This is a genomic window from Haloleucobacter albus, from assembly GCF_052492075.1.
On sequence record NZ_JBQWAS010000022.1, the window covers coordinates 211,411 to 234,365 of the forward strand.

At 61.9% G+C, this 22,955-nt stretch carries 20 protein-coding genes and 2 tRNA genes; 10 read left to right on the top strand and 12 right to left on the bottom strand.

Going from position 1 to position 22,955, the window contains the following annotated elements; translation table 11 throughout:
• Positions 1-280 precede the first annotated feature (280 nt).
• Positions 281-1,624, top strand: a complete 1,344-nt coding sequence (locus ACT6QH_RS06420; protein ID WP_444973972.1) for a GGDEF domain-containing protein — start codon at positions 281-283, stop codon at positions 1,622-1,624.
• 91 nt (positions 1,625-1,715) lie between these two features.
• Here the strand turns inward: ACT6QH_RS06420 and ettA are convergent, their stop codons facing one another.
• Positions 1,716-3,371 carry an energy-dependent translational throttle protein EttA gene (gene ettA, locus ACT6QH_RS06425; protein WP_444973973.1) on the bottom strand — a complete coding sequence of 552 codons (1,656 nt, stop codon included), beginning with the start codon at positions 3,369-3,371 and terminating at the stop codon, positions 1,716-1,718.
• A gap of 265 nt (positions 3,372-3,636) precedes the next feature.
• On the opposite strand from ettA, the gene ACT6QH_RS06430 reads away from it, so the two are divergent.
• Both ACT6QH_RS06430 and ACT6QH_RS06435 read left to right on the top strand, forming a co-directional pair.
• A tRNA-Gly gene (locus ACT6QH_RS06430) sits at positions 3,637-3,711 on the top strand.
• A gap of 136 nt (positions 3,712-3,847) precedes the next feature.
• Positions 3,848-3,922: transfer RNA gene (locus tag ACT6QH_RS06435), tRNA-Gly, on the top strand.
• Positions 3,923-4,316: 394 nt separating this feature from the next.
• Here the strand turns inward: ACT6QH_RS06435 and ACT6QH_RS06440 are convergent.
• Genes ACT6QH_RS06440 through ACT6QH_RS06455 form a run of 4 tightly spaced genes read right to left on the bottom strand, consistent with a single transcriptional unit; the run spans position 4,317 to position 8,144 of the window.
• Positions 4,317-5,087, bottom strand: a complete 771-nt coding sequence (locus ACT6QH_RS06440) for a FadR/GntR family transcriptional regulator (RefSeq protein WP_444973974.1) — start codon at positions 5,085-5,087, stop codon at positions 4,317-4,319.
• A 58-nt stretch (positions 5,088-5,145) separates the two neighbouring features.
• Entirely contained in the window at positions 5,146-6,171 is a 1,026-nt protein-coding gene (locus ACT6QH_RS06445) for a phosphotransferase family protein (protein WP_444973975.1), read from the bottom strand.
• Positions 6,168-7,397 carry an acyl-CoA dehydrogenase family protein gene (locus ACT6QH_RS06450; RefSeq protein WP_444973976.1) on the bottom strand — a complete coding sequence of 410 codons (1,230 nt, stop codon included), beginning with the start codon at positions 7,395-7,397 and terminating at the stop codon, positions 6,168-6,170. Before ACT6QH_RS06450 ends, ACT6QH_RS06445 begins: the two co-directional genes overlap by 4 nt.
• Before the next feature lie 9 nt (positions 7,398-7,406).
• Complete coding sequence (locus ACT6QH_RS06455; protein WP_444973977.1) at positions 7,407-8,144, bottom strand: SDR family NAD(P)-dependent oxidoreductase; 738 nt, start codon at positions 8,142-8,144, stop codon at positions 7,407-7,409.
• Between the two features lie 266 nt (positions 8,145-8,410).
• On the opposite strand from ACT6QH_RS06455, the gene ACT6QH_RS06460 reads away from it, so the two are divergent.
• The 3 genes from ACT6QH_RS06460 (at position 8,411) to ACT6QH_RS06470 (ending at position 11,215) form a co-directional block, all read left to right on the top strand.
• Positions 8,411-9,106 (top strand): CoA transferase subunit A, encoded by a 696-nt coding sequence (locus ACT6QH_RS06460; protein ID WP_444973978.1) that lies wholly within the window; start codon positions 8,411-8,413, stop codon positions 9,104-9,106.
• A gap of 23 nt (positions 9,107-9,129) precedes the next feature.
• On the top strand, positions 9,130-9,759 hold the full coding sequence (locus ACT6QH_RS06465; protein WP_444973979.1) for a 3-oxoacid CoA-transferase subunit B: 630 nt from the start codon (positions 9,130-9,132) through the stop codon (positions 9,757-9,759).
• Between the two features lie 88 nt (positions 9,760-9,847).
• Positions 9,848-11,215 (top strand): short-chain fatty acid transporter, encoded by a 1,368-nt coding sequence (locus tag ACT6QH_RS06470; RefSeq protein WP_444973980.1) that lies wholly within the window; start codon positions 9,848-9,850, stop codon positions 11,213-11,215.
• A 134-nt stretch (positions 11,216-11,349) separates the two neighbouring features.
• On the opposite strand, the gene ACT6QH_RS06475 is transcribed toward ACT6QH_RS06470, so the two are convergent.
• Entirely contained in the window at positions 11,350-11,721 is a 372-nt protein-coding gene (locus tag ACT6QH_RS06475; RefSeq protein ID WP_444973981.1) for a DsrE family protein, read from the bottom strand.
• Positions 11,722-11,990: 269 nt separating this feature from the next.
• Between ACT6QH_RS06475 and blaOXA the strand changes: the two genes are divergently transcribed.
• On the top strand, positions 11,991-12,818 hold the full coding sequence (gene blaOXA / locus ACT6QH_RS06480) for a class D beta-lactamase (protein WP_444973982.1): 828 nt from the start codon (positions 11,991-11,993) through the stop codon (positions 12,816-12,818).
• Positions 12,819-13,001: 183 nt separating this feature from the next.
• On the opposite strand, the gene prpB is transcribed toward blaOXA, so the two are convergent.
• From prpB to ACT6QH_RS06500, 4 genes are all read right to left on the bottom strand, one after another.
• The gene (gene prpB / locus ACT6QH_RS06485) at positions 13,002-13,919 is read right to left on the bottom strand and encodes a methylisocitrate lyase (protein ID WP_444973983.1); all 918 of its coding nucleotides are present in this window, start codon (positions 13,917-13,919) and stop codon (positions 13,002-13,004) included.
• A gap of 227 nt (positions 13,920-14,146) precedes the next feature.
• The gene (prpC, locus tag ACT6QH_RS06490) at positions 14,147-15,355 is read right to left on the bottom strand and encodes a bifunctional 2-methylcitrate synthase/citrate synthase (RefSeq protein ID WP_444973984.1); all 1,209 of its coding nucleotides are present in this window, start codon (positions 15,353-15,355) and stop codon (positions 14,147-14,149) included.
• A gap of 112 nt (positions 15,356-15,467) precedes the next feature.
• On the bottom strand, positions 15,468-16,994 hold the full coding sequence (locus tag ACT6QH_RS06495; RefSeq protein WP_444973985.1) for an MmgE/PrpD family protein: 1,527 nt from the start codon (positions 16,992-16,994) through the stop codon (positions 15,468-15,470).
• Positions 16,991-17,440 (bottom strand): acyl-CoA thioesterase, encoded by a 450-nt coding sequence (locus ACT6QH_RS06500; protein ID WP_444974032.1) that lies wholly within the window; start codon positions 17,438-17,440, stop codon positions 16,991-16,993. Before ACT6QH_RS06500 ends, ACT6QH_RS06495 begins: the two co-directional genes overlap by 4 nt.
• Positions 17,441-17,685: 245 nt before the next feature.
• Here ACT6QH_RS06500 and ACT6QH_RS06505 point away from each other — a divergent pair, with 245 nt between their 5' ends.
• Positions 17,686-19,098 (top strand): short-chain fatty acyl-CoA regulator family protein, encoded by a 1,413-nt coding sequence (locus ACT6QH_RS06505; RefSeq protein WP_444973986.1) that lies wholly within the window; start codon positions 17,686-17,688, stop codon positions 19,096-19,098.
• Between the two features lie 41 nt (positions 19,099-19,139).
• Positions 19,140-19,304: a hypothetical protein gene (locus ACT6QH_RS06510; protein WP_444973987.1), complete on the top strand. Its 165-nt coding sequence runs from the start codon at positions 19,140-19,142 to the stop codon at positions 19,302-19,304.
• 51 nt (positions 19,305-19,355) lie between these two features.
• Here the strand turns inward: ACT6QH_RS06510 and ACT6QH_RS06515 are convergent, their stop codons facing one another.
• The gene (locus ACT6QH_RS06515; protein ID WP_444973988.1) at positions 19,356-20,432 is read right to left on the bottom strand and encodes a 3-hydroxyacyl-CoA dehydrogenase family protein; all 1,077 of its coding nucleotides are present in this window, start codon (positions 20,430-20,432) and stop codon (positions 19,356-19,358) included.
• 480 nt (positions 20,433-20,912) lie between these two features.
• On the opposite strand from ACT6QH_RS06515, the gene ACT6QH_RS06520 reads away from it, so the two are divergent.
• On the top strand, positions 20,913-21,491 hold the full coding sequence (locus ACT6QH_RS06520; protein WP_444973989.1) for a hypothetical protein: 579 nt from the start codon (positions 20,913-20,915) through the stop codon (positions 21,489-21,491).
• Between the two features lie 137 nt (positions 21,492-21,628).
• Here the strand turns inward: ACT6QH_RS06520 and ACT6QH_RS06525 are convergent, their stop codons facing one another.
• Positions 21,629-22,900, bottom strand: coding sequence for a DUF763 domain-containing protein (locus tag ACT6QH_RS06525; RefSeq protein ID WP_444973990.1), 1,272 nt, complete (start codon positions 22,898-22,900; stop codon positions 21,629-21,631).
• Positions 22,901-22,955 lie beyond the last annotated feature (55 nt).

Below are 22,955 nucleotides of genomic sequence, written 5' to 3' on the forward strand. Positions count from 1 at the left end.
GCATTGGCCTTGATCTGAACATATCTGTGGTCAAGCGTGTCTTGAAGCATGGGGCCCCGCAGGCACATGCGTGGTTGTCGTGCGTCGGTGCCTGAAAAGGGCAGCACCGACGACGCGGGGGAGCTCCGGGTACGCCCGGATGAGAAGGGGAGGATGAGCCGTAATATGATTTTGCGCATGTCGCGTGTTCGCATCAGAACGCAAAATCCGCTGTGGCCATACTCTTTTCGGAGCATGAAGTTCATTGATTGACGGGAAGCCATCTGTCTCTGAGAGCGCATTGCATCTCGCGGATGGGCACCGCGAAGAGAGTGCTGCCTGTCTGGAGGCTGTTATAGAAGCCTGTGGCGTCTGGGCATGGCAGATGGATGCCGTGGGTGATCTGACCTTTTCCTCGGATGCCTGCCGCAGTCTGTTCGGGCTGACGGCGGAGGAGATGCGCGGGCGTTCCTATTTCTCCCTGCTTTCAGCGGAAGGGGCGGATAATGGGGAAGAGCGGCTGCGTGCTGCTCTGGCCTCTGGCCAACCGATTTCCCGCTTGCTGCATCAGGTAAGGGGGGGCGCAGGGCAGGGCAGGCCGCTGGAAATGGATGGCATGCCTTTGCGTGGCCCGGATGGACAATTGCGGGGCTATAGCGGCTTGTGCCGAACGCCAGGCGCGGACATTCGGATGGATCGTCGCCAGCCTGAGTTTGTTCAGCCTGTGCAGGGCTTTCATGAATTTGAATCTATCTATGACAGCGCGCCTGTGGCGTTGTGTCTGGCAGATCGTCATGGGCGCTATGTGCAGTTCAACCGGGAGTTTTGCCGCGCTCTGGGTATCTCGGCCTCTGCGATAGAGGGGCGCTATATTTCGGATTTCAGCCTGGAGGGGGCGCATAACTTTCAGCGCGATATTGAGGTGTTTGATCGGGGCGGCAATGTGCCGGATCATGAACTCAATTTGCGGGGCCGTTTCTATCAGGTGCAGGTTCGCCCGGTGCGTGATGGCCAGGGGCGCGTGGTGGGGGCGACAGTCGCCATGACGGATATCAGCGTCTACAAGCGCGCCGAGCGTGTGCTGGCGGCGGCCAATGAGCGTTTGCAGGCCACGGCTGAGCGGGATTTTCTGACAGGCTTGCTGAACCGTCGGCAGTTTGAGGAAATCTACCGGGTGGAGGTGAGTGCTGCCCGTCGTGAACAGGCGCCTGTCTCGCTGTTGATTGCGGATGTGGACCATTTCAAGCGCTTTAATGATCGCTATGGCCACCCGGCGGGGGATATCTGCCTGCGCAAGGTGGCGCAGGCGCTGGCCAATGCGCTTTCCCGCCCGCGGGATGTGGTGTGCCGGTACGGCGGTGAGGAATTCATCGCCATTCTGCCCAATACCGAGCCGGAAGGGGCGCTGGTGGTGGCGGAGAGGGCGCGTCAGGCCGTGTGGGATCTGGATATAGAGCACGCCACCAGCAAGCTGGGGCGTATCAGCGTGAGCATGGGGGGCGCGACCTTGATGCGTATCAACCCTGCCGTGGATATGGCGCACCGTCGCCGGCTTATGGTGGATGCGGCTGATGCTGCGCTTTATGAGGCCAAGCGGGCCGGGCGCAACCGGGTGCGGGCTGCGCATATGCCGATTGACGGGTGAAGCCACGGCTTTTGATTTCATTCTGGATATGAAAAAACCCCGCCCTGTTGAACAGGGCGGGGTTTTTCGTTTTCAAAGAGCCACGCAAATCTCAGCGCGTGAACTTCTTGTACTGAAGGCGCTTGGGAATGGTGGAATCCACACCCAGGCGGCGCTTCTTGTCTTCCTCATAATCGGCGAAGTTGCCCTCAAACCATTCCACATGGCTGTCGCCCTCAAAGGCGAGCATGTGGGTGGCGATGCGGTCCAGGAAGAAGCGATCATGCGAGATGACGACGGCGCAGCCGGCGTAATCTTCCAGTGCTTCTTCCAGTGCGCGCAGGGTTTCGACGTCAAGATCGTTGGTGGGTTCGTCAAGCAGCAGCACATTGCCGCCGGTTTGCAGCACCTTGGCCAGATGCACGCGGTTGCGCTCACCACCGGAGAGCATGCCGACCTTCTTCTGCTGGTCACCGCCCTTGAAGTTGAAGGCCGCGCAGTAGGCGCGCGAAGGAATTTCCTTCTTGCCGACATAGATGACGTCATTGCCGCCGGAAATTTCTTCCCACACGGTCTTCTTGTCATCGAGCGCATCGCGGCTCTGGTCGACATAGGAGAGCTTCACCGATTCACCGATGGTGATGGTGCCGCCATCCGGCTTTTCCTGCCCGGTAATCATGCGGAACAGGGTCGACTTACCTGCACCATTGGGGCCGATGACGCCGACAATGCCACCGGGCGGCAGCTTGAAGGTGAGGTCATCAATCAGCAGCTTGTCGCCGAAGCCCTTGGAGAGATTTTCAAAATCCACCACATTATTGCCGAGGCGTTCGGCCACGGGGATGATGATCTGCGCCGTCTGCGGGGCCTTTTCGGAGGCCTTCTTGACGAGATCATCATAGCGCTGGATACGCGCCTTGTTCTTGGCCTGGCGGGCCTTGGGGGAGGCGCTGATCCATTCCTGCTCGCGGGCGAGGGCGCGCTGGCGGGCCTCGTCCTCACGGCCTTCCTGCTGCAAGCGCTTCTGCTTCTGCGCCAGCCAGGAGGAATAGTTGCCCTCATAGGGAATGCCGCGACCGCGATCGAGCTCGAGAATCCAGCCGGTCACATTATCGAGGAAGTAGCGGTCATGGGTGACGATCAGAATCGCGCCCGGATAGGTCCGCAAATGGCCTTCCAGCCAGTTCACCGTCTCTGCATCGAGATGGTTGGTGGGTTCGTCAAGCAGCAGGATTTCGGGCTGCTCCAGAAGCAGACGGCACAGCGCCACGCGGCGACGCTCACCACCGGAAAGCCTGCTCACGTCCCAGTCATCCGGCGGGCAGCCCAGGGCTTCCATGGCCTGCTCGACCTTGGAATCGAGATCCCACAGGCCCTGCGCCTCGATCTCGTCCTGAAGGCGGGTCATTTCATCCGCCGTCTCGTCCGAGTAGTTCATGGCGAGTTCGTTGTAGCGGTCAAGAATGGCCTTCTTTTCGGCCACGCCATCCATCACATTGTCGCGCACATTCTTTTCGGGGTCGAGGTGGGGTTCCTGCGGCAGGTAGCCCACACGCACGCCATCGGCGGCCCAGGCCTCACCGGCATAATCCTTGTCGATCCCGGCCATGATGCGCAGCAGCGTGGATTTACCCGCACCATTGACGCCCAGCACGCCGATTTTCGCATCCGGGTAGAAAGACAGGTGCACATTGTCGAGCACCTTCTTGCCGCCCGCATAGGTCTTGGTCAGACCACTCATATGGTAAGCAAACTGATAGGGGGCCATGCGCCGCCGGCTCCATCCAGAAGAGGGATTGAGGGAAGTTGCAGCTCTTCTAGCCCCCCCTTGCCAAAGCGGCAAGCGGGGCTCATGCGCCAGCGTGTCATGAGAGCAGGCTGGGGCTGCTTTTCGTGAGGTGCGCTCCGATATTGAGGGCTCCAGTTGAGCAAGCTGTGGAAAATTGGTCGGGCAGCTATTGCCAAATTTCCCGCATCTCTCTAAAAGCACCTCCACCGCAGCGGCGCCGGCCGCAGCGGCGATGAAACAGGATGCGGGTGTAGCTCAGGGGTAGAGCACAACCTTGCCAAGGTTGGGGTCGTGGGTTCGAATCCCATCGCCCGCTCCAGTTTCTTCAAGGGTCAAAGGCTCGCGGCTGCGGGTCTTTTTCTTTCTACGGCGCTTGATAAAGGGTTGCATCTTTTTGGTCGGCTCTTTAAAAGCAAACCTCTCGCACAGTTCTTCTGTGTGAAGTTGAAACGGATGCGGGTGTAGCTCAGGGGTAGAGCACAACCTTGCCAAGGTTGGGGTCGTGGGTTCGAATCCCATCGCCCGCTCCAGTTTCGATATGAGGCAAACTTCAGCTCACCCAAGCAAAATGAAGACATTGCGTCCTTCAGCGCAAGGCGTCTTGAGCCTATTGCTTGTCAGGCCTCACCACTTCAAACGCATCATGTGTTGGAGCATGGCGGGCGCGCAACTATATGCCAATCTGCCCATATCTTTCCGAGCGTCTCTTTTTCTGTACTTTCATGCTTCCATGGCTTCGCGAGTCAACGGGCAGGGGCCTGTATTCAGCCTGATCGTGGCACAGGTGGGGGCGTATTATGCCCCCACCTGCTTGCGTTTTCCGAAGAAAACGACCAGCAGGGCCCCCGCAACTGCGTGTGCGTGTCGCGTCCACCTGCCAGTTCAGATGACGTGTCGTGAAGCGAGATCTGATGCGGCCTTGTTCTAGCTGCGCAGGCGAATGGCGGCGTTCATGTCGAAGCCGGCAACTTCATATCCGCGGCGGAAATCATTGATATGGCGCTTCATCCAGCATTCCGCCTCATCCGCATTCCCGGATAAAACGGCGTTCAGAACGGCTTCATGGGCCTGAAGCAGGCGATGGCGCGCTTGCGGCACCTGATTGTACAAATCCGTGGTGGCGTTCAGCACCAGTGTGCGCGTCGGGGCGGAAGCCAGTTCCAGGGCCGTATTCTGAGAGGCTGCGGCAATGAGGCCGTGAAACTCGATATCGAGAAGAATCACGCGCTCATCATCCTGAAGGTGCTCCCGCAGGGCCGCGACATTCTTTTTAAGGGCGTCCTTCAGCTCGGGCGTTATGCGCAAGGCCGCCAGCCGGGCCGCGAACGGCTCCAGCTTCATCTGTATTTCCCACAATTCGACGAAGGAGACCTTCATCATGCTCATCGCGCGAGCGTTTACCCGCTCAATGGCGGCGGCGGGTGGGGCGCAGACCATGAGTTTCTTGCCGCCGGCCCGGCGCACCAGAGCTGCACTCTCCAGTGCGCGAATGCCTTCGCGCACTGTGGAGCGGTGCACGCCCAGTTGTTCGGCGAGATCGGCTTCTGCGGGCAGGAATTCTCCCACCTTGAGGCGGCCGGATGTGATTTCCGCCTCGATGGCCTTCGCCACGCGCTTGTAACCGGGGTCCCGGTCGATCTGCTGCAACAGGGGATGATCGCGATTTTCGCCAGTCAGGTGCTTTCCAGCAGCCACTTGCCCCGCCTCCATTCCATGCAACACCGTATGGGGTTGCGCCCATACGGTGTCAATCTCATGCCGTGTAGGGCTCGCCCAATGCTTCCCATGCCCGATGCGCGAAGCGCTCGGCCAGCGGGGCATAACGGGCCGCTTCCGGGTCCGAAGCATTGCCGGCCGCCGCACGGTCCGCAATACCCACAAAGATGACCGCAAAGCGGAACAGGGCGAAGGCCACATGGAAGGGCTCCAGCGGAGGCACATGGCTCATGATGGAACGATAGCGTTCCACAAATGCCGCCTGTGTGGGAATGCCCGGCAGTTCTGCCCCGAGTATGCCGCCATATTCATCCGGTGCGGTGTGCCAGGGCATACAGCAGAAGCCCAGATCCGCCAGCGGATGGCCAAGGGTGGAGAGCTCCCAGTCCAGCACCGCCACCACGCGGGGCTCGGTGGGGTGGAACAGCATGTTGCCCAACCGGAAATCGCCATGGGCGATGGAGACAAGCCCATCGTCGGCGGGCATGTCGGCGGCAATGCGCGTCGCCAGATCCTTGAGGACAGGACGTGGCTTGCCGGGGGAGGCATCCAGCTGGGTGGTCCAGCGATGCACCTGGCGGGCAAAATAATTGCCCGGTCGGCCATGGTTTTCCAGGCCGATTTCATCCGGCCGCAGGCGGTGCATGCGGGCCATGGTCTCGGCCATGGAAAAATAGATGGCCTCGCGCTCTACCGGCGACAGTTCCGGCAGGCGGCAATCGGTGAAGACGCGCCCCTCAATGAAGCCCATCAGATAAAATGGCGTGCCCAGCAGGGCGGCATTCTCATGGTAGAGAATGGGCTCCGGCACGGGCACATCCGTGCCATACAGGGCCTTGAGCACGCGGTATTCGCGATCAATGGCATGGGCCCCGCGCAGAATCTCGCCATTGGGCTGCTTGCGCAGCACCATGCGCCGCGCACCCCAGTTGACGATATAGGTGGGGTTGGACTGTCCTCCGCCAATGCGAGTGATGTCCAGTTCTCCCGGCCCGAAGGTTTCACCGAGAAAACCGTGCAGTGCCTCGGGGTTGAAATCGACAGTTTCGGCAATCGCGTTCATGCGGCACCTTCCGTCGTCTTCTGGCCGGCGACATCCCACTTCCAGAAGTCGCGTTCTTCCTTGTTGAGGTGGCGGGTCAAAACCATGCGGTGCACTTCATCGGCGCCGTCCACCAGACGCGCCTGACGGGCATAGCGATAGATCCATTCCAGCACGGTATCCTTGGAATAGCCGCGTGCGCCATTGAGCTGGATGCCGGTATCGGCTGCCCGGTGCAGCAGGTTGGCGACATGCACCTTGGCCATGGAAACCTCCTTCTGGGCGAAGCCGCCCCGATCCAGTTCCCATGCGGCCTTCATCACCAGCAGACGGCCGATCTCGATATCGGCGCACAATGTGCCGAGCATGATCTGCACGCTTTCCCGGTCTGCCAGGCGAATGCCGAAGCCTTCGCGACGCCCGGCATATTCCATGCCAATTTCCACGCAACGCTTGGCCAGCCCCAGCCAGCGCATGCAGTGGGTGAGGCGCGCCACGCCAAGGCGGGTCTGCACAACCTTCAGGCCGCGCCCTTCCTCCAGCAGAATGTTGCGGGCGGGAATGCGCAGGCCGTCAAACTCCATCTCGCAATGGCCGCCATGCTCTTCCGGGCCCATGATGGGAATGCGCCGCACAATGCGCCAGCCCGGATCATCCTTGTGGAACAGGAAGCAGCTATGGCCCCGGCGGGCGTCATCGGATGTGCGGGCGACCAGAATGAAATGGTCGGATTCTCCCGCGCCGGTGATGAACCATTTGCGGCCGTGGACGACATAATCATCACCGTCACGGGTGGCGCGGGTCTGCATCATGCCGGGGTCGGAACCGCCGCCGGGATGGGGCTCTGTCATGGCGAAGGCAGAGCGCACGCGGCCTTCCACCACGGGTTTCAGCCACCAGTCCTTCTGCTCTGGCGTGCCCAGAGCTTCCACCACCATCATGTTGCCGTCGTCGGGGGCGGCGGAGTTGAACACGGCGGGGCCGAAGATGGAGCGGTTCATTTCCTCGTAGCACACCGCCATGCCCACGCGTCCGGCGCCGCGCCCGCCATTTTCAGGCGAGAGCTGGAGGCACCACAGCCCCCGCGCCCGCGCCTTGGCCCGCATCTGGGCGAGCAGGTCGAGGCGGATGTTTTCATGTTCATCATAAGAGGCAGGGTTGGCTTCCAGCGGCAGCAGCTCGGTGGCGACGAAATCCGCAATGCCTGCACGCAGGGCTTCGATTTCGGGAGAAATGGTGAAATCCATGGCTTTATCTCACAGGCTGGAGACGAGATGCCCGCCATCGACGGCGAGGATGGAGCCGGTCATGTAAGCGGCGTCGTCGGAGCACAGCAGGCGTAGCGGCGCATTGAGGTCTTCAAGCTTGCCGAGGCGGCGCTGGGGAATGCGACAGATCAGGGCCTTTCCGGCCTCTGTTGCGAAAAACTCTGCATTCAGAGGTGTTTCGATATAGCCGGGGCACAGGGCATTCACGCGGATGCCATAGCGTGCCCACTCCAGCGCCAGCGCCTTGGTGAGCTGCACGATGGCGGCCTTGGAGGCTGTATAGGCTGCCACATTGCCGGCGACGCGCAGGCCGAGAATGGAGGCAATATTGACGATCGCGCCGCCACCATTCTGCTGCATGCGCAGGGCGGCTTCGCGGGCCACATGGAAGGCCCCCTTCAGATTGGTGTCGATCACGGCGTCGAAATCTGCGGCCGTGGTTTTCAGGGCGGGGCCTCCACCACTGATTCCGGCATTATTGACCAGAATATCAATGGGCCCGCTGATGCTGGCGAAGGCTGCGGCGACGGAGGCGGCATCCACCACATCCATCTCGACGCATTCCGCCGCCCCGCCATTGGCTGTGATCTGCGCGGCGATGTCTTCCATCTTGTTGCGGCGGCGGGCGGTGAGAATCACCTTCATGCCGTCCTGCGCCAAAAGCTGGGCAAAATGCGCGCCAAGGCCGCTGGAAGCGCCTGTAATCAGGGCCGTTTTTTGAGCCACTGCGTTTCCTCCCCCTCACTTCAAAACCGGGTTGCGCCGGTGAAGTTTGCTGTTTCAGGCCGGCTCTGTCGGGCTCTTCTGGCCCATCCTGTCCGGCGCATTCCCTGTCGTGGTCCTTCAGCATGGCGGCCTGGTCATTACAAAATCACATGCCGGCCTTGCATCGAGGGCTTGACTGATGTCCTGTTGTCCGACAATCCTATTTACAGATATTCCTGTCAAGGGATGCAGCCGGTCGCAGAACCGGGCCGGAAGGGGAGGTTGGATTGAGCAAGGTGTATGCGTCCGCGCAGCAGGCGCTGGATGGCTTGTTGCGTGATGACATGCTGGTTGCCGCAGGCGGTTTCGGCCTGTGTGGCATTCCTGAAAACCTGATTGCGGCGATCCGCGATTCCGGGGTGAGGGATCTGGTCTTCGCGTCCAACAATGCCGGCGTGGATGATTTTGGCCTGGGTCTGCTGCTGCAAACCCGGCAGATCCGCAAGATGATCGCCTCTTATGTGGGCGAGAATGCCGAGTTCATGCGCCAGTATCTGAGCGGTGAGCTGGAGGTGGAATTCAGCCCCCAAGGCACGCTGGCCGAGCGCATGCGCGCCGGCGGGGCGGGCATTCCCGGCTTCTATACCAAAACCGGCGTGGGCACCCGTGTGGCCGAAGGCAAGGAGCACAAGGATTTCGACGGCGAAACCTACATTCTGGAACGGGGCATCGTCGCGGATCTGTCCATCATCAAGGCCTGGCAGGCCGATGAAACCGGTAATCTCACCTTTCGCAAGACAGCGCGCAATTTCAACCCGCCAGCAGCCAAGTGCGGGCGCATCTGCATCGCCGAGGTTGAGGAAATCGTGCCCGTCGGCAGCCTCGATCCCGACCGGATAGACCTGCCCGGCATCTATGTGCACCGTCTGGTGCAGGGTGCGCATGAAAAACGCATCGAACAGCGCACCGTGCGCGCGGCGTGAACGGCACAGGCGGAGGACAGAACATGGCCTGGGATCGCAACCAGATGGTGAAACGCGCCGCACAGGAGCTTGAGGACGGGATGTATGTCAATCTTGGCATCGGCATTCCCACTCTTGTCTCGAACCATATCCCGGAAGGCATGCGCGTCACCTTCCATTCCGAGAACGGCATGCTGGGCGCGGGGCCTTACCCGCTTGAGAGCGAGGTGGACGCCGATCTCATCAATGCCGGCAAGCAGACAGTGACATCCCTGCCGCACGCCGCCTTCTTCGATAGCGCGGAAAGCTTCGGCATGATCCGCGGAGGCAAGATCGCCATGGCCATTCTGGGTGCCATGGAAGTTTCCGAAGAGGGAGATCTGGCGAACTGGATGATCCCCGGAAAGCTCGTGAAGGGCATGGGCGGGGCCATGGATCTGGTGGCCGGCGTCAAGCGTGTGGTGGTGGTGATGGACCACACCAACAAGAAGGGCGAGCCCAAGCTTCTGCGCACATGCACCTTGCCGCTCACGGGCCAGCGTGTCGTCAACCGCATCATCACCAATCTGGGTGTGTTCGATGTGGTGCTGGGCGGGCTGGCGCTGGTGGAGCTGGCGGATGGCGTGACCCGCGCCGAGGTGGAAGCCGCCACTGAAGCCACGCTGGTGGCCTGAGCCAAACAAAAACAGGCCCGCCAGAATGGCCTGACAGACAGAAACCGAGACGACCCCTGAATAAAAGGGGCATGGGAGGATTCAACATATGACAACTGCGCGCGCAGATCAGCCGGGAGGGGAGCGCGGAAGTGTGCTGAACGCTTTCGCCAATCCGTTTGTAAAGCTGATGGAACGGTGGATGCCCGATGCGTTCATCTTCGCCATTCTTCTGACGATCCTGACCTTTGTGCTGGCTATTACCGTGGCGGGTCAGTCTCCCCAGGCTGCTGTTATTGGCTGGGGCGATGGGGTGTGGAAGCTGCTGACCTTTACGGCGCAGATTTCCATGACACTGGTGACCGGATATGCGCTGGCCAATACGCCCTTGATGCAGCGCGGCATCAATGCTGCCGCCAGCTCCATCCATTCCGCCGGTGCGGCCTATACGCTGGTAACCTTCGTTGCCACGGCCGCATCTCTGGTGTCCTGGGGCATGGGGCTTATCGTGGGCGCGGTGGTGGCCCGTGAGGTGGCCAATGTGTGCCGCAAGCGCAATGTGAAGGTGCATTATCCGCTGTTGGTGGCCTCCGGTTATGCCGGCTTCGTGCTGTGGCATCAGGGCCTTTCCAGCTCGGTGGCGCTGAAGGTGGCCGAGGAGGGGCACTTTCTCAGCAACATCACCGGCACCATTCCGCTGAGCGATACACTGCTGAGCTCCACCAATATCATCATCGTGCTGGTGGTGTTCCTGACCCTGCCATTCGTGATGCGCCTGATGCGCCCGGCGGACAAGGATTGCATCGAGTTCGATCCCGGCCATGTGGAGCCGCAGCAGGGTGAGCACCATGCCAACCCCACCCCGGCCGAGCGCATCAGCGAAAGCCGCTGGCTGAACTGGATCGTGGGTCTGGCCGGTGTGTTCTACCTTGTCAGCAAGGTGATGAATGGCGGCACGATTGATCTGAACTTCGTGAATTTCGGCTTCCTTATCGCCGGTATTTTGCTCACCAATTCACCGATCCACTATGTGCGGCTGATCACCGATGGCGGGCGCACGCTGGGCCCCATCATCCTGCAATATCCATTCTATGCCGGCATCATGGGCATCATGATGAGCTCTGGCCTGGCGCAGATCATGTCCGAAGCGCTGGCGGTGGCCGCCACGGCCGATACGCTGCCCTTCTGGGCGATGATTTCCGGTGGTGTGGTGAACATGTTTGTGCCCTCCGGCGGTGGCCAGTGGGCGGTTCAGGGCCCGGTGATGATGGAAGCTGCAACCCAGCTGGGCGCCGATCAGGCCAAGGTGGCGCTGGGCGTGGCCATTGGTGACCAGTGGACCAACATGCTCCAGCCTTTCTGGACCATTCCGGCGCTGGCCATTGCAGGGCTGAGGGTGCGCGATGTGATGGGCTATTGCGTCATCGCCTTCATCTGGACCGGCATCATCTTCAGTCTGGGGCTGCTGTATCTGTGAGCCTCGCCTCAACAGGCGGCCAGAACAGACGGGAGCGGGCCTTGCCGGCGCGCTCCCGTCTGAAAACCGATCTTTGGCTCCTGCTTCCTGGAGCATCCTTGGCAGCCCCTTCGCAGAATGGGGCTGCTTTTTTATCAGGTGATCTGCAAGGACCCCTTGGATGCCATCAGCAGATCCACGACGTCAGATGCGGTGATGATCTCATAGCCGGGCACCATTTCTTCCGCGGTGAGGCCATTATGAATCATGCAGGAACCGCACACGGCGATACGCCCGCCTCCAGCCAGAAACTTTTCCAGCATCTCGGAAACCGGCGCGAAGGGCTTGCCAATATCCATGCCATCCGTCGCGCCCGGCTTGCCAAGCTCCACGGCTTCCACCATCAGCAGAATGATGGCGCTGTGGCCCTTGTTCAGCGCATTCAGCGCCATGGTGAAGGCCACGGTGACCTTGTTGGGGTTGGACTTGCCGTCAAAAATGGTAGCGACGAAATCTGCGGTCTGCATTTCTCTCTCCCTCTGGCCGCCGACTCTGCCGGGCGGCCATGTGTTGACAGGCAAACATTCCGATCACGGCACGACAATGACAAACATCACTTCCATGGCTTTGCACCAGTGCGGGGAAAATGGGGATGAGGCCGTGAGCCGTGACGGAGAGACAGAAATATCCTGCAAGGCCCATATGGGGTGATGCAGAATGCGGCCTCCACGCCATGCCGAGGGGCACCTATATGAGACACCACCTGCCAGTATGCGGAAATTCCCCTTGGGGGCCTGTGCGGACCTTCACCCTGGCGGTGTTCGGCGCGGGCATGCTGATGGTTTCCGCTGCCCATGCGGAGGATGGGGCGGGGAAGATGCGGGTGGTGTGCACGCTCATCATGGCCGAGCCCGCGCACAAGCCAGTGGTGGAAGAGGGCGATTGCACGGGCCGGATGCCACCGGCCTCCACCTTCAAGCTGGCGCTGAGCCTGATGGGGTTTGACGCTGGTATTCTCACCTCGCCCACCACGCCGGAATGGCCTTTCCGCGAGGGATATGTGGATTGGCGTGAGGAATGGAAGCAGCCGGCCAACCCCACCACATGGATGCGCGATTCCGTGGTGTGGTATTCCCAGCAGCTCACGCAGCGTCTGGGTGAGGTACGTTTTGCGGCCTATGTGCGCGGCTTTGATTACGGCAATATGGATGTGAGCGGCGACCCCGGAAAGAAAAATGGCCTGAGCCGGGCCTGGCTGAGTTCATCCTTGCAGATTTCGCCGCGCGGGCAGGTGGGTTTTCTCCACCATATGCTGAGCGGCGCATTGCCGGTGAGCGCCGACGCCGTGAAAAACACCGTTGCCATTTCAGATTATGGCACCCGTCCGGGCGGCTGGCATCTTCATGGCAAGACGGGTGCGGGCTTTCCGCGTGATGAGCATGGGCAACTCGATGAAAACCGGGCCTTTGGCTGGTTTGTGGGCTGGGCCGAGCGGGATGGGCAACGTTTCACTTTCGCCCGTTTGGTGCAGGATGAGGCGCGCCATGAGGTGCCTGCCGGTTTCCGCGCGCGGGATGGGCTGCTGGAGCGCTATTTCGGAATGGACAGCCCGTTGCCGCGTTAGAGTGGACATATTGCGCCCGCCGGTTTTCCGGCTCTTTCCAGCGGGAATATGCGGCCGGCCCGCTGGGCGTAACCTCTTGCGTTGCGAGGGGATGGAGCGGGTGAAAGCGCGGGGGGGCATGATGCTTTCCCGCGCGCTTGTTCCGATGAGCAGTCCGTTCAAACGTGGGGGCGGGCTTCGGCCTTATTCGGCCGCCTGCTCCGGCACCACGGTGGCGACAATCGAGGCATCCAGCGCCTCGAAATCCTTCAGGCCAATCGTGTCGTAAAGCTCGGCGCGGGTTTGCATCTCCTCCACCATGGCTTTTGTGGAGTCGTCACGGGCGAGAGTGGCATAAAGCTTTTCCTGCGCCTTGTTGGCCACCCGCAGAGAGGAAACCGGCCAGATCACCATGCGATAGCCCATCTCTTCAAACTCGGTGGCGGTGAAGAAAGGCGTGCGGCCAAACTCCGTCATATTGGCGAGCAACGGCACGCCGGGCATGCGGCGGGCGAATTCGCGGAACATCTCGGCGGTGTTCAGCGCCTCGGGGAAGATGGCGTCCGCTCCGGCTTCCATATAGAGCCGGGCACGGGCCACCGCGCCATCCAGCCCCTCGCTGGCGGCGGCATCGGTGCGGGCGATGAGATAAAGATGGCGGCGGGCCTTCGCGGCGGCGGCGACCTTGGCAGCCATGTCGTGCGCATCAGCCAGCTTCTTGTCGTTCAGATGGCCGCACTTCTTGGGCAAAAGCTGGTCCTCGATATGCACCGCGCCTGCGCCCGCATCCTCGAAGGTGCGCACCATGTGCATCACATTCAGCGCCTCGCCATAGCCGGTATCGCCATCCACCAGCAGTGGCAGGCCACTTGAGCGCGCAATCTGGCGGATGAAAAAGGCGGCCTCATCCACGGTGATGATGCCCAGATCCGGCAGGCCCATGGAGGCGGTCATTGCCGCGCCGGAAAGATAGAGGCCCTGGAAGCCGGCGGCGCGGGCCTGAAGTGCAGCCTGGCCATTATGAGCGCCGGGCAGACGGGCGATGCCGCCCTGTTCCACAAGGGTTCGGAAGCGGATGCCGGCGGGTTCGGCGGGCAGATCATTGGCGACGAGATAAGGCATGGTCTTCTCCTTGGGCCATGCTTGCGGCGCTCAATGGGCGTGGGCGCGCATGGCCTGTGGAATGGGAAAGTCTGGCATGAAGGCGCAGCCGGGAAAAGGCTGGCGGCGAACCGGGGGCAGGTGCTTCCGGGGAACTGAAGGAAAGGCGCACCCTGCCTCTCAGGGGCATGGCTTGGCAGGATGATGCGGCCGGAGCGCCGGGCCTTTCCTTCAGTCTCCGGTGGGCCTCAGATGGCGTGTTGGTGAAGGGTCACGCCATTGAGGCCGGCCTGTCCGCGCGCTTCCAGCGGCACGAACACCTGGTTCTCCGGCCCCACATAATTGGCCGAGGGGCGGATGATCTTGTTGTCCAGCCGCTGTTCAATGATGTGCGCGCTCCAGCCGGAGGTGCGGGCAATGACGAAAAGCGGGGTGAACATGGCGGTGGGCACACCCATCATGTGGTAGGAAACCGCGCTGAACCAGTCGAGATTGGGGAACATGCTCTTGGCATCCCACATCACGCTCTCGATGCGCTCGGCAATGTCATACATGCGGGTGGAGCTGGCCTCCTGGGAGAGCAGGCGCGCCACCTTCTTGATGACCACATTGCGCGGGTCCGCCACCGTATAGACGGGATGGCCGAACCCGATGACCACTTCCTTGGCGGCCACGCGGCGGCGGATATCGGCTTCCGCCTCGTTCGGATCGGCGTAGCGCTTCTGGATTTCAAAGGCCACCTCGTTCGCCCCGCCATGCTTGGGGCCGCGCAGCGCGCCGATGGCCCCGGTGATGGCGGAATAGAAATCCGCGCCCGTGCCGGCGATGGAGCGTGCGGTGAAGGTGGAGGCGTTGAACTCATGCTCGGCATAGAGAATGAGCGAGGTGTGCATGGCCCGCACATGGCTTTCCAGCGGGGCCTTGCCATGCAGCAGATGCAGGAAATGGCCGCCCACGCTGTCATCATCGGTTTCCACCTCGATGCGCCGGCCGTTCTGGGTGTAGTGATACCAGTAAAGCAGCATGGAGCCGAGAGAGGCGATAAGCCTGTCGGCAATATCGCGTGCGCCGGGGGTGTTGTGGTCGGCGGCTTCCGGCAGCACGCAGCCCAGAGCGGAGACACCGGAGCGCATCACATCCATGGGGTGGGCGGCGGCGGGCAGTTCCTCCAGCGTGCGCCGCACAGCGGCGGGCAGGCCGCGCATGGTCTTCAGCTTGGCGCTGTAGGCGGCAAGCTCCGCCGGGGTTGGCAGGCTGCCATGAATGAGGAGATAGGCGATTTCCTCGAAGGTGCAGCTTTCCGCCATATCAAGAATATCGTACCCGCGATAATGCAGATCATTGCCGGTGCGTCCCACCGTGCACAGGGCCGTATTGCCCGCCACGACGCCGGACAGGGCGACGGACTTCTTCGGCTTCTTCACGGTTGCAGCCGGGCTGGTGCTGGTCTGGGTCATGTGAACCTCCCTGAGCCGGGGCCGACCTGTGTGGCGAGGCCCGCGTGATGGAGTGATGAGGGCCACGGGCATGGGGCTGCTGTTCTGTCCCACGCCCGTGGATGAGGGGGCCTCAGGATGCTGTCGCGCCGCGCCAGTCGAAGATGCCGGTGGCATGCGGTGCGCCCAGAAGGGCCGGGTCCACCGTGAAGGTGAGGCCGTTGAGATCATCGGCCTTCAGCCGGGGCAGGCGCTCCACCGTGGCAAGGAAGCGATCCTGCTCGGAAGGAGCAATGACGCCTTCCGCCAGAGTACGGAACTTGTTGATATATTGCGGCCGCCCAAAGGGGCGCGCACCCAGCGGGTTGGCGTCTGCGATGGCGAGTTCATCCTTGATGACCTGACCATTCTTCAGCTTCACCACCACGTGGCCGCCAAAGGCCTTTTCCTGCGGATTACGGCTGTGGTAGCGGCGCGTCCATTCCGGGTCTTCCACGGTGGAGATCTTGTGCCAGAGGGCGACCGTTCCGGGCCGGCCGGCGCGCTCGGGCGCATAGGAGCGCACATGGTGCCAGCCACCATCTTCCAGCGCGACGGCGAAGATATACATGATGGAATGGTCGAGCGTTTCACGGCTCGCCTTCGGGTCCATCTTCTGCGGGTCGTTCGCGCCGGTGCCGATCACATAATGGGTATGATGGGAGGTGTGGATGACGATGCTTTCCACTTGCGACAGATCCCCGATCTTCGGCCCCATGCGGCGGGCCAGATCAATCAGGGCCTGGCTCTGATATTCCGCCGAATGTTCCTTGGTGTAGGTGTCCAGAATGGCGCGCTTGGCTTCGCCCTTCTCGGGCAGGGGCACGATATATTCCGCTTTCGGGCCACCCAGCAGCCAGGCGATGAAGCCGTCCTCGCCTTCCCATGCCGGGGAGGGGGCGCCTTCGCCGCGCATCACCCGGTCCACCGCTTCCACCGCCATCTTGCCGGCAAAGGCGGGAGCATAGGCTTTCCAGCTGGAAATCTCGCCCTTGCGGGATTGGCGCGTGGTGGTGGTGACATGCAGCGCCTGCTGCACCGCCTGATAGACCGTCTCGGTCGAGAGACCCAGCGCCGTGCCGATGCCCGCCGCCGCCGAGGGGCCGAGATGGGCGATATGGTCGATCTTGTGCTCGTGCAGGCACATGCCCTTCACCAGATCCACCTGAATTTCATAGGCTGTGGCCAGCCCGCGAATGAGGGCCTGCCCATCCAGCCCGCAATGCTGCGCTACAGCCAGAACCGGGGGAATATTGTCGCCGGGGTGGGAATATTCCGCAGCCAGGAAGGTGTCGTGGAAATCCAGCTCCCGCACGGCCACGCCATTGGCCCATGCCGCCCATTCGGGAGAAAAACGGCGGTGCTGCGACAGGCCGAACACGGTTGCGCCGGGCTGATAGGGGTGCGCCAGTGCCTGTAGGCGCGCACTCGCCACCGGGCGACGGGTGAGGGATGCGGCCGCAACCGAGGCATTGTCGATGATGCGGTTTCCGATCATCTCCACCACATCATCATCCACCGCAACCGGGTCCGTCGCGACTTCCGCAATCTTCCATGCGAGTTGCTCGGTGCGGGGCAGATGTTCGGCGGATTTGTAGGTGCGAACGCTATGCTGCTTCACTGGGCTGCTTCCTTGGATGTGTTTTCAGGGTGAAGAGAGGTGTCCGGTACGGGGACCGGACGGCCGGTGGAATCCACCGCCACCATTTCAAAGGAACCGCGTACGGCCAGCCGACGCGCACCGGAGAGCAGGGTCTCGGCTGTCACGTCCACTTCCACGGTCATGGAAGTGCGGCCCACGCGGGTGACATGGGCATCCAGTTCCACGATCTCGCCCACGCGCACCGGCACATGAAAGGCGGTCTTTTCGGAGCGGGCCATCACCACCGGGCTGCGGGCGCGGCGGGTGGCGGCCACAAAGGCGGCCTTGCCCATCATGCTCAGCGCATTGCCGCCAAACAGCGTGCCGTAGTGATTGGCCTGATCGGGAAACACCATTTCCACGAAACGGGTGTGGGTGGGGTGGTCCGGCGGTGTGCAGGTCACCGGGCCGGGCGGGCTCTGCATGGCCTCTTCAGGGCGGTGGGGGGTGGGGGCTGTGTCCATCTGGGCGTTTCCGGTTCTGTCTGCTTCCATCTTTCAGCGCGTGGAAGTGGGCTGTTGAACGAGATGGTCTGAGCCGCAGAAAAAGACTTGCGCTGACCGTGTTACTCACAATATTTGCTAAACAGAAAGCGCGAAATGACTGAAAATGCGTAGGTTTGCGAGGGTTTTCAGTTCATTTTGCAAATATTGCGAATATGCGAGGAGCCATGAAGAAGACCTTTGTGGGCGTGCGCCTGAAGCGTCTGCGCGAGGAGAAGGGGCTGACCCAGGTGGCTCTGGCGCAGGCGCTGGGGCTCTCCGCCAGCTATCTCAACCAGCTTGAAAAGAACCAGCGCCCGCTCACCGTCTCCGTGCTGCTGAAGATCAACGAGATCTTCGGCGTGGATGTGCAGCTGTTCTCGGAGGGGGATGAGGCCCGCATGGTGGCGGATCTGCGTGAGGTCTTCGCCGATCCGGTGCTGCATGAGTCCGTCAGTCTGGCCGAGGTGAAGGAGGTGGTTTCAGCCATGCCGGCGCTGGGCCGGGCCATTCTGGGCCTGCACCGGCGCTATCGTCATGTGCAGGAGCGGGCCGATGCGCTGGCCGGCGAACTGGGGCTGGGCTCCGGTGGCATGGCCACGCCCAATGCCCCCATGCCCTATGAGCAGGTGCGTGATTTCTTCTATGCCCACCATAACCATTTCAATGCGCTGGAAGAGGCGGCGGAAGCTCTGGCCCAGCGCGCCGGACTCGTGCCCGGTGAAATGGCGGAAGGGCTGGCGCGCTATCTGGAGGTGCGCCATGGCGTGCGCATTGTGCGCAGTGGCGAGGAGGGCATGCAGCGGCGTTTCCGGGGCTCGGAACGCGTGTTGCATCTCTCACGCCGGCTGGAGGATGGACGGCGGGCGTTCCAGATCGCCACCCAGCTGGCCTTTCTGGAACAGGGGGAGCGAATCGAGGCGCTGGCGGCCGAAGCCGCCATGGGCGCGCCGGAAACCCATGCTCTGGCCCGGATTGGTCTGGCCAATTATTTTGCGGGCGCGCTGATGATGCCCTATGGGGCCTTCCTCGCCGCAGCAGAGGTCGAGCGATATGATATTGAACGGCTCGGGGCCCGGTTTGGCGTGGGGTTCGAGACCATTTGTCACCGCCTCAGTTCCATGCAGAGACCGGGGGCGCTGGGTGTTCCTTTCTTCTTCATCCGCGTGGATCGGGCGGGCAATATTTCCAAGCGCCAGTCTGCGACGGATTTCCATTTCTCCCGCGTGGGTGGCACCTGCCCCTTATGGAATGTGTATGAGGCCTTCGCCCAGCCGGGGCGCATTCTCACCCAGATGGCGCAGATGCCGGATGGACGCACCTATCTATGGATCGCCCGCACGGTGCGGCACAGCGCCGGAGGCTATGGGCAACCGGGCAAGACCTTCGCGGTGGGGCTGGGCTGCGATATCCGCCATGCCGGGCGGCTGGTCTATTCCAAGGGGATGGCGCTGGATGACCCGGAAGCGGCCACGCCCATCGGGGCCGGCTGCAAGGTGTGCGAGCGCCCGGCCTGTCCGCAGCGTGCTTTTCCGCTGATTGGCCGGGCCTTGCTGGTGGATGAAAACAGCAGCGTCTTCACCCCCTATGTCGCGCATTGAAGGCTGAAAACTGAATGGATACAGGCCATGGCGATATGAATATGACTTATGTTTTCCTTGGGGGGGGCGGACAAGCTGTGCGCAAGGTGAAGAAGGTGCTGATGAAAGACCAGATCGACCCCCGTAACTGTCATCTTCTGGCTTTTGTCCATGATTTGATTGTGTGGCTTGAATGCCTGACGGCGCTCAAGGCCCGGATGACATGAAAAAGGCCATCACTTGAGGTGATGGCCTTTTATATTGAACCTGCCGGTTGCTCAGGGGGCGGGGGGCAGGGTGATGGTGGGCATGGGGTGGCCATGGCGGGTGCACATGGCTTTCACGGCGGCCTCAAGGCGAGCGGCCGGGAAGCGGCGCATCAGCCCAAAGGGGCCTTCGCCAAAGCGCAGGGCCAGTTGCGCGCCCCGGTCTGTTTCCGCCGGATCAGCCACATGCTCGGCCTGCAATTCCAGAGCCGGAATGGCGATGGACGCCACAAGACGATCTTCCACCTCATCAGCGCGGGCCGGGAGAACCGCGTCCTCGGGCAGCTCATAAGGTGCAGTCTCTTCCTCGCGGGAAACCAGCAGCTTGCTGACCTGATAGAACGGGCCGAGGGAGGAGAGATTGGCCATGGCATGGCTGGAGACGCGCGGGCCAATCAGGTTCAGCACCACAAAGGGGCCTGCTGCCACTCCCAGACGTTCACGCGCCACCACATCCACCTCTGCCGGGGTGGCGAGGCCATCTTCCACAATGCGGGTGGCCTCATTGTAATAGGGGCAGAAGAAGCGGTTGATGGCAAAGCCCGGCGCATCGGCGCAGGGCAGGGGCGTGCGCCGGGTGGCCTTGAGGAAGGCAGCGGCGCGCTCCAGCGTCTCATCGCTGGTCTTTTCTGCACGTACCACTTCCACCAGCGGGGAAACTTCCGCCGGGCTGAAATAATGCAGGCCCAGAACCCGGTCCGCAAAGGCGAAGCCTTCGGCCAGATCACGCACGCGCAGGGCGCTGGTATTGGTGGCCACGATGCTGTTGGGGCCCAGATGAGCAGCAAGAGCGGTGAGCACCTCACGCTTGACGTCAAGATCCTCGAACACAGCCTCGATGATGACATCCGCAGCACCAAGATCAGCCATGCTGGGGGCCGGCACCATGCGGGCCAGAGCGGCCTCGGCCTCGGCCTCGCTCATGCGGCCATTCTTTACCCAGCGGGCATACACCTTGGCGGCGCGGGCTTTCAGCCGTTCTATATTTTCCGGCTTGGCATCATAAAGGTGGACAGCAAGCCCATGGCGGGCAGCATCCATGGCGATGCCGCCGCCCATGAGGCCAGAACCGATAACGGCCAGATCCATGGCGTTCTCTCCTTGAAGGTGCGGCGGGCATTGCGGCAGAGCCTTCTGCCGACCAGCCGGCCGTGCAGGCTGCTTATGCCCGGATGATGCGCGCGGGTAAAGTATCTTACTTTCGGGTAGGATTATTGGCCGGCTGAGCGAATGCCTCTCCCGGAGCGAGATGATTCTGGTGCCTTGCTGTGGTCCGCTCCCTGCAATGTGGATGCAAAATGGGCGCAATGCCTGCTTTTGTGGATGAATGCACGCCTCTATTTCAGGAAGAGGGGGCTTTTGCGCGGCTCTGCATTAATTCGGTGTCATCTTTTCTGAAATGGATTGGTCCGCCATGGCGGGGCGACTATGCTGCAAAGCGGGTGGGCCGGTTTCATCTCGCAATCTGTTCGTGATTCCTCGGAAACGTCGAATGGAGAGCCGGTATCATCCACCTCCTTTGAAGCTGCCGATATGAGGCGGCGGGAAGGACACAGGGAGATCCAGACGATGATTTTCAAGAAGATGGCTTCGCGTCTTTCAATGGTTGCGAGCGCTGCGGTTCTCAGCGCGACGGCTGCCTTTGCCCAGCCCGTCGCCGGTGATGCCGCAGTGGATGTGAGCCAGGTGCGCGCCTCTGTGATCGCCGTGGATGCCGAGACCCGTCAGGTCGTTCTCAAGGGGCCTGAAGGCGCGATCTTCACCGTGCAGGCCGGGCCGGTCATCAAGAAGTTCGACGAGATCAAGGTGGGCGACACCATCGTCGTGACGCATACGGATGCCGTGGTGGTGGATATCGCCAAGCCGGAGAAGGATGCGGGCATCGGCATTGAAGTCGCGCAGGCCATTGGCACCGCCCCTGAGGATGGTCCGCCTGCCGGTGCGGTGATCGACACCATCCGCCTGACTGGTGAAATCGTGCGGATCGACCCCGATGACGCCACGCTGACCATTCGTGGCCCGGAAGGCCGCGTCTATGAGGTGCAGGCCAAGAAGGATGAGCAGAAGGCCAAGCTCAAGGAACTGAATGTTGGTGATCTGGTGCAGGTCACTTTCGAGCAGTCCGTGGCGGTCGCTGTCACGAAGTGATGAGGCTTCACCTGTCGCGCGCGGTTCCGTTGAGGGCTGCCGGTGCAGGAGAAACTTTCAAGACCCCCGTATCCTGCCGGATGCGGGGGTTTTTGCATCTGCCTTCAGGTGCGTGGCCAGAGGGGCACGAGGGGCTTTCAGCCTTTCCGGGCGGTGGTGGTGGCGGGTGGCGCCATATCTTTTTCATGCCCGAAGACACTGCGCCCGCCATAGCTGGCGGAGCGCTGGCGCTCCCTTGCGATATGGGTATCCAGATCCGGCCCTGTGGCGGTACGTTCCATCTGCCGGGCTTGTGCATCCAGACGGCGTATGGCCTCCAGCTTCTCATCCTGCCCCAGCCGTGCCGCCTCCATGGCGGATTTCAGCACGGTGATGGTCTGGTCATATACTTTCAGGGGCACGGCGAAGGGCTGCCTGTCCTTGCCGCCATGGGCGAGGGAGAAGCGGGCGGGGTCCGCAAACCGGCAAGGCGCGCCATGCACCACCTCGGCCACCATGGCGAGGGATTCCACCGTGCGCGCCCCGACGCCGGGCACCAGCAGCAGATCCGCGAAATCCTTCGGCCCCCTGTCAGCCGCAGCGGCCAGTGCGCCATGCAGGCGGCGGATCATCACATCGCCGCTGCGCACATCATGATGTTCCGGCATGATGAGATGCGGTAAAAAGGGAGCGTCCGGTGGTGCGGCGACAGTAGCGGGTTTGCCCTTCAGCCGGCGGATTTCATCCGCAATCCCATCCGGCCCCAGCGCGTGCAGCAGATCCAGCTGGCTCACGCGCGAGGCTTTGGCGCGGGCATCCGTCAGGTTGACAATATTGCCGCCCCGCTGGCCCTCAATGGCGCTGTGCGGGCTTTCCACAAAGCTCTTCAGCCCCTCCGAAAGCCAGTGATAGCGCCGGGCCAGCCGGTTTTGCCCGTTCATACCCTGCTGGATGACAACCCATTTGCCATCATTCGCCAGAATGAAGCCGTGCAGATACAGATCAAAACCGTCCTGCACCGCCGCGCTGTCCACCTTGGCGACAAGGCGGCTGGCCTGCCCCAGCGCCGTGCCATCCAGCCCGGTGCGCAAGCCGATATCCAGCAATTCCTGCGGGGTATTGCGAGAATGGCGTCCCCGGCCGCCGCATACATGCAGGCCCAGTTCGCCGGACAGTGGCGTGAGGCCTCGCTTCAGCGCCCCGACCACGCTGGTGGTGATGCCGGAGGAGTGCCAGTCCATCCCCATTACCGCCCCAAAGGATTGAAACCAGAAGGGGTGTGAAAGACGGCGCAGAAATTCATCGCGCCCGTAATGATGCACGATGGCTTGGGTAATCACCGCCCCCAGCCGCGCCATGCGCTGGCCCAGCCATGCCGGCACGCGGCCATGATGCAGGGGCAGATCGGCACTGCCGGCGCGCCGGGCCATGGGACGTTCTCCTCACGAAAAATCATGTACGAAACAGGAACATTTATAGCATTTC

What these genes read in the sequence shown, in the direction of transcription:
- ettA (WP_444973973.1), bottom strand. Translation starts at nt 3,371, where the DNA reads ATGGCCCCCTATCAGTTTGCTTACCATATGAGTGGTCTGACCAAGACC.
- ACT6QH_RS06445 (WP_444973975.1), bottom strand. Translation starts at nt 6,171, where the DNA reads ATGAACGCGATTGCCGAAACTGTCGATTTCAACCCCGAGGCACTGCAC.
- ACT6QH_RS06450 (WP_444973976.1), bottom strand. Translation starts at nt 7,397, where the DNA reads ATGGATTTCACCATTTCTCCCGAAATCGAAGCCCTGCGTGCAGGCATT.
- ACT6QH_RS06465 (WP_444973979.1), top strand. Translation starts at nt 9,130, where the DNA reads ATGGCCTGGGATCGCAACCAGATGGTGAAACGCGCCGCACAGGAGCTT.
- ACT6QH_RS06470 (WP_444973980.1), top strand. Translation starts at nt 9,848, where the DNA reads ATGACAACTGCGCGCGCAGATCAGCCGGGAGGGGAGCGCGGAAGTGTG.
- ACT6QH_RS06475 (WP_444973981.1), bottom strand. Translation starts at nt 11,721, where the DNA reads ATGCAGACCGCAGATTTCGTCGCTACCATTTTTGACGGCAAGTCCAAC.
- prpB (WP_444973983.1), bottom strand. Translation starts at nt 13,919, where the DNA reads ATGCCTTATCTCGTCGCCAATGATCTGCCCGCCGAACCCGCCGGCATC.
- prpC (WP_444973984.1), bottom strand. Translation starts at nt 15,355, where the DNA reads ATGACCCAGACCAGCACCAGCCCGGCTGCAACCGTGAAGAAGCCGAAG.
- ACT6QH_RS06500 (WP_444974032.1), bottom strand. Translation starts at nt 17,440, where the DNA reads ATGCAGAGCCCGCCCGGCCCGGTGACCTGCACACCGCCGGACCACCCC.
- ACT6QH_RS06505 (WP_444973986.1), top strand. Translation starts at nt 17,686, where the DNA reads ATGAAGAAGACCTTTGTGGGCGTGCGCCTGAAGCGTCTGCGCGAGGAG.
- ACT6QH_RS06510 (WP_444973987.1), top strand. Translation starts at nt 19,140, where the DNA reads ATGACTTATGTTTTCCTTGGGGGGGGCGGACAAGCTGTGCGCAAGGTG.
- ACT6QH_RS06515 (WP_444973988.1), bottom strand. Translation starts at nt 20,432, where the DNA reads ATGGATCTGGCCGTTATCGGTTCTGGCCTCATGGGCGGCGGCATCGCC.
- ACT6QH_RS06520 (WP_444973989.1), top strand. Translation starts at nt 20,913, where the DNA reads ATGATTTTCAAGAAGATGGCTTCGCGTCTTTCAATGGTTGCGAGCGCT.
- ACT6QH_RS06525 (WP_444973990.1), bottom strand. Translation starts at nt 22,900, where the DNA reads ATGGCCCGGCGCGCCGGCAGTGCCGATCTGCCCCTGCATCATGGCCGC.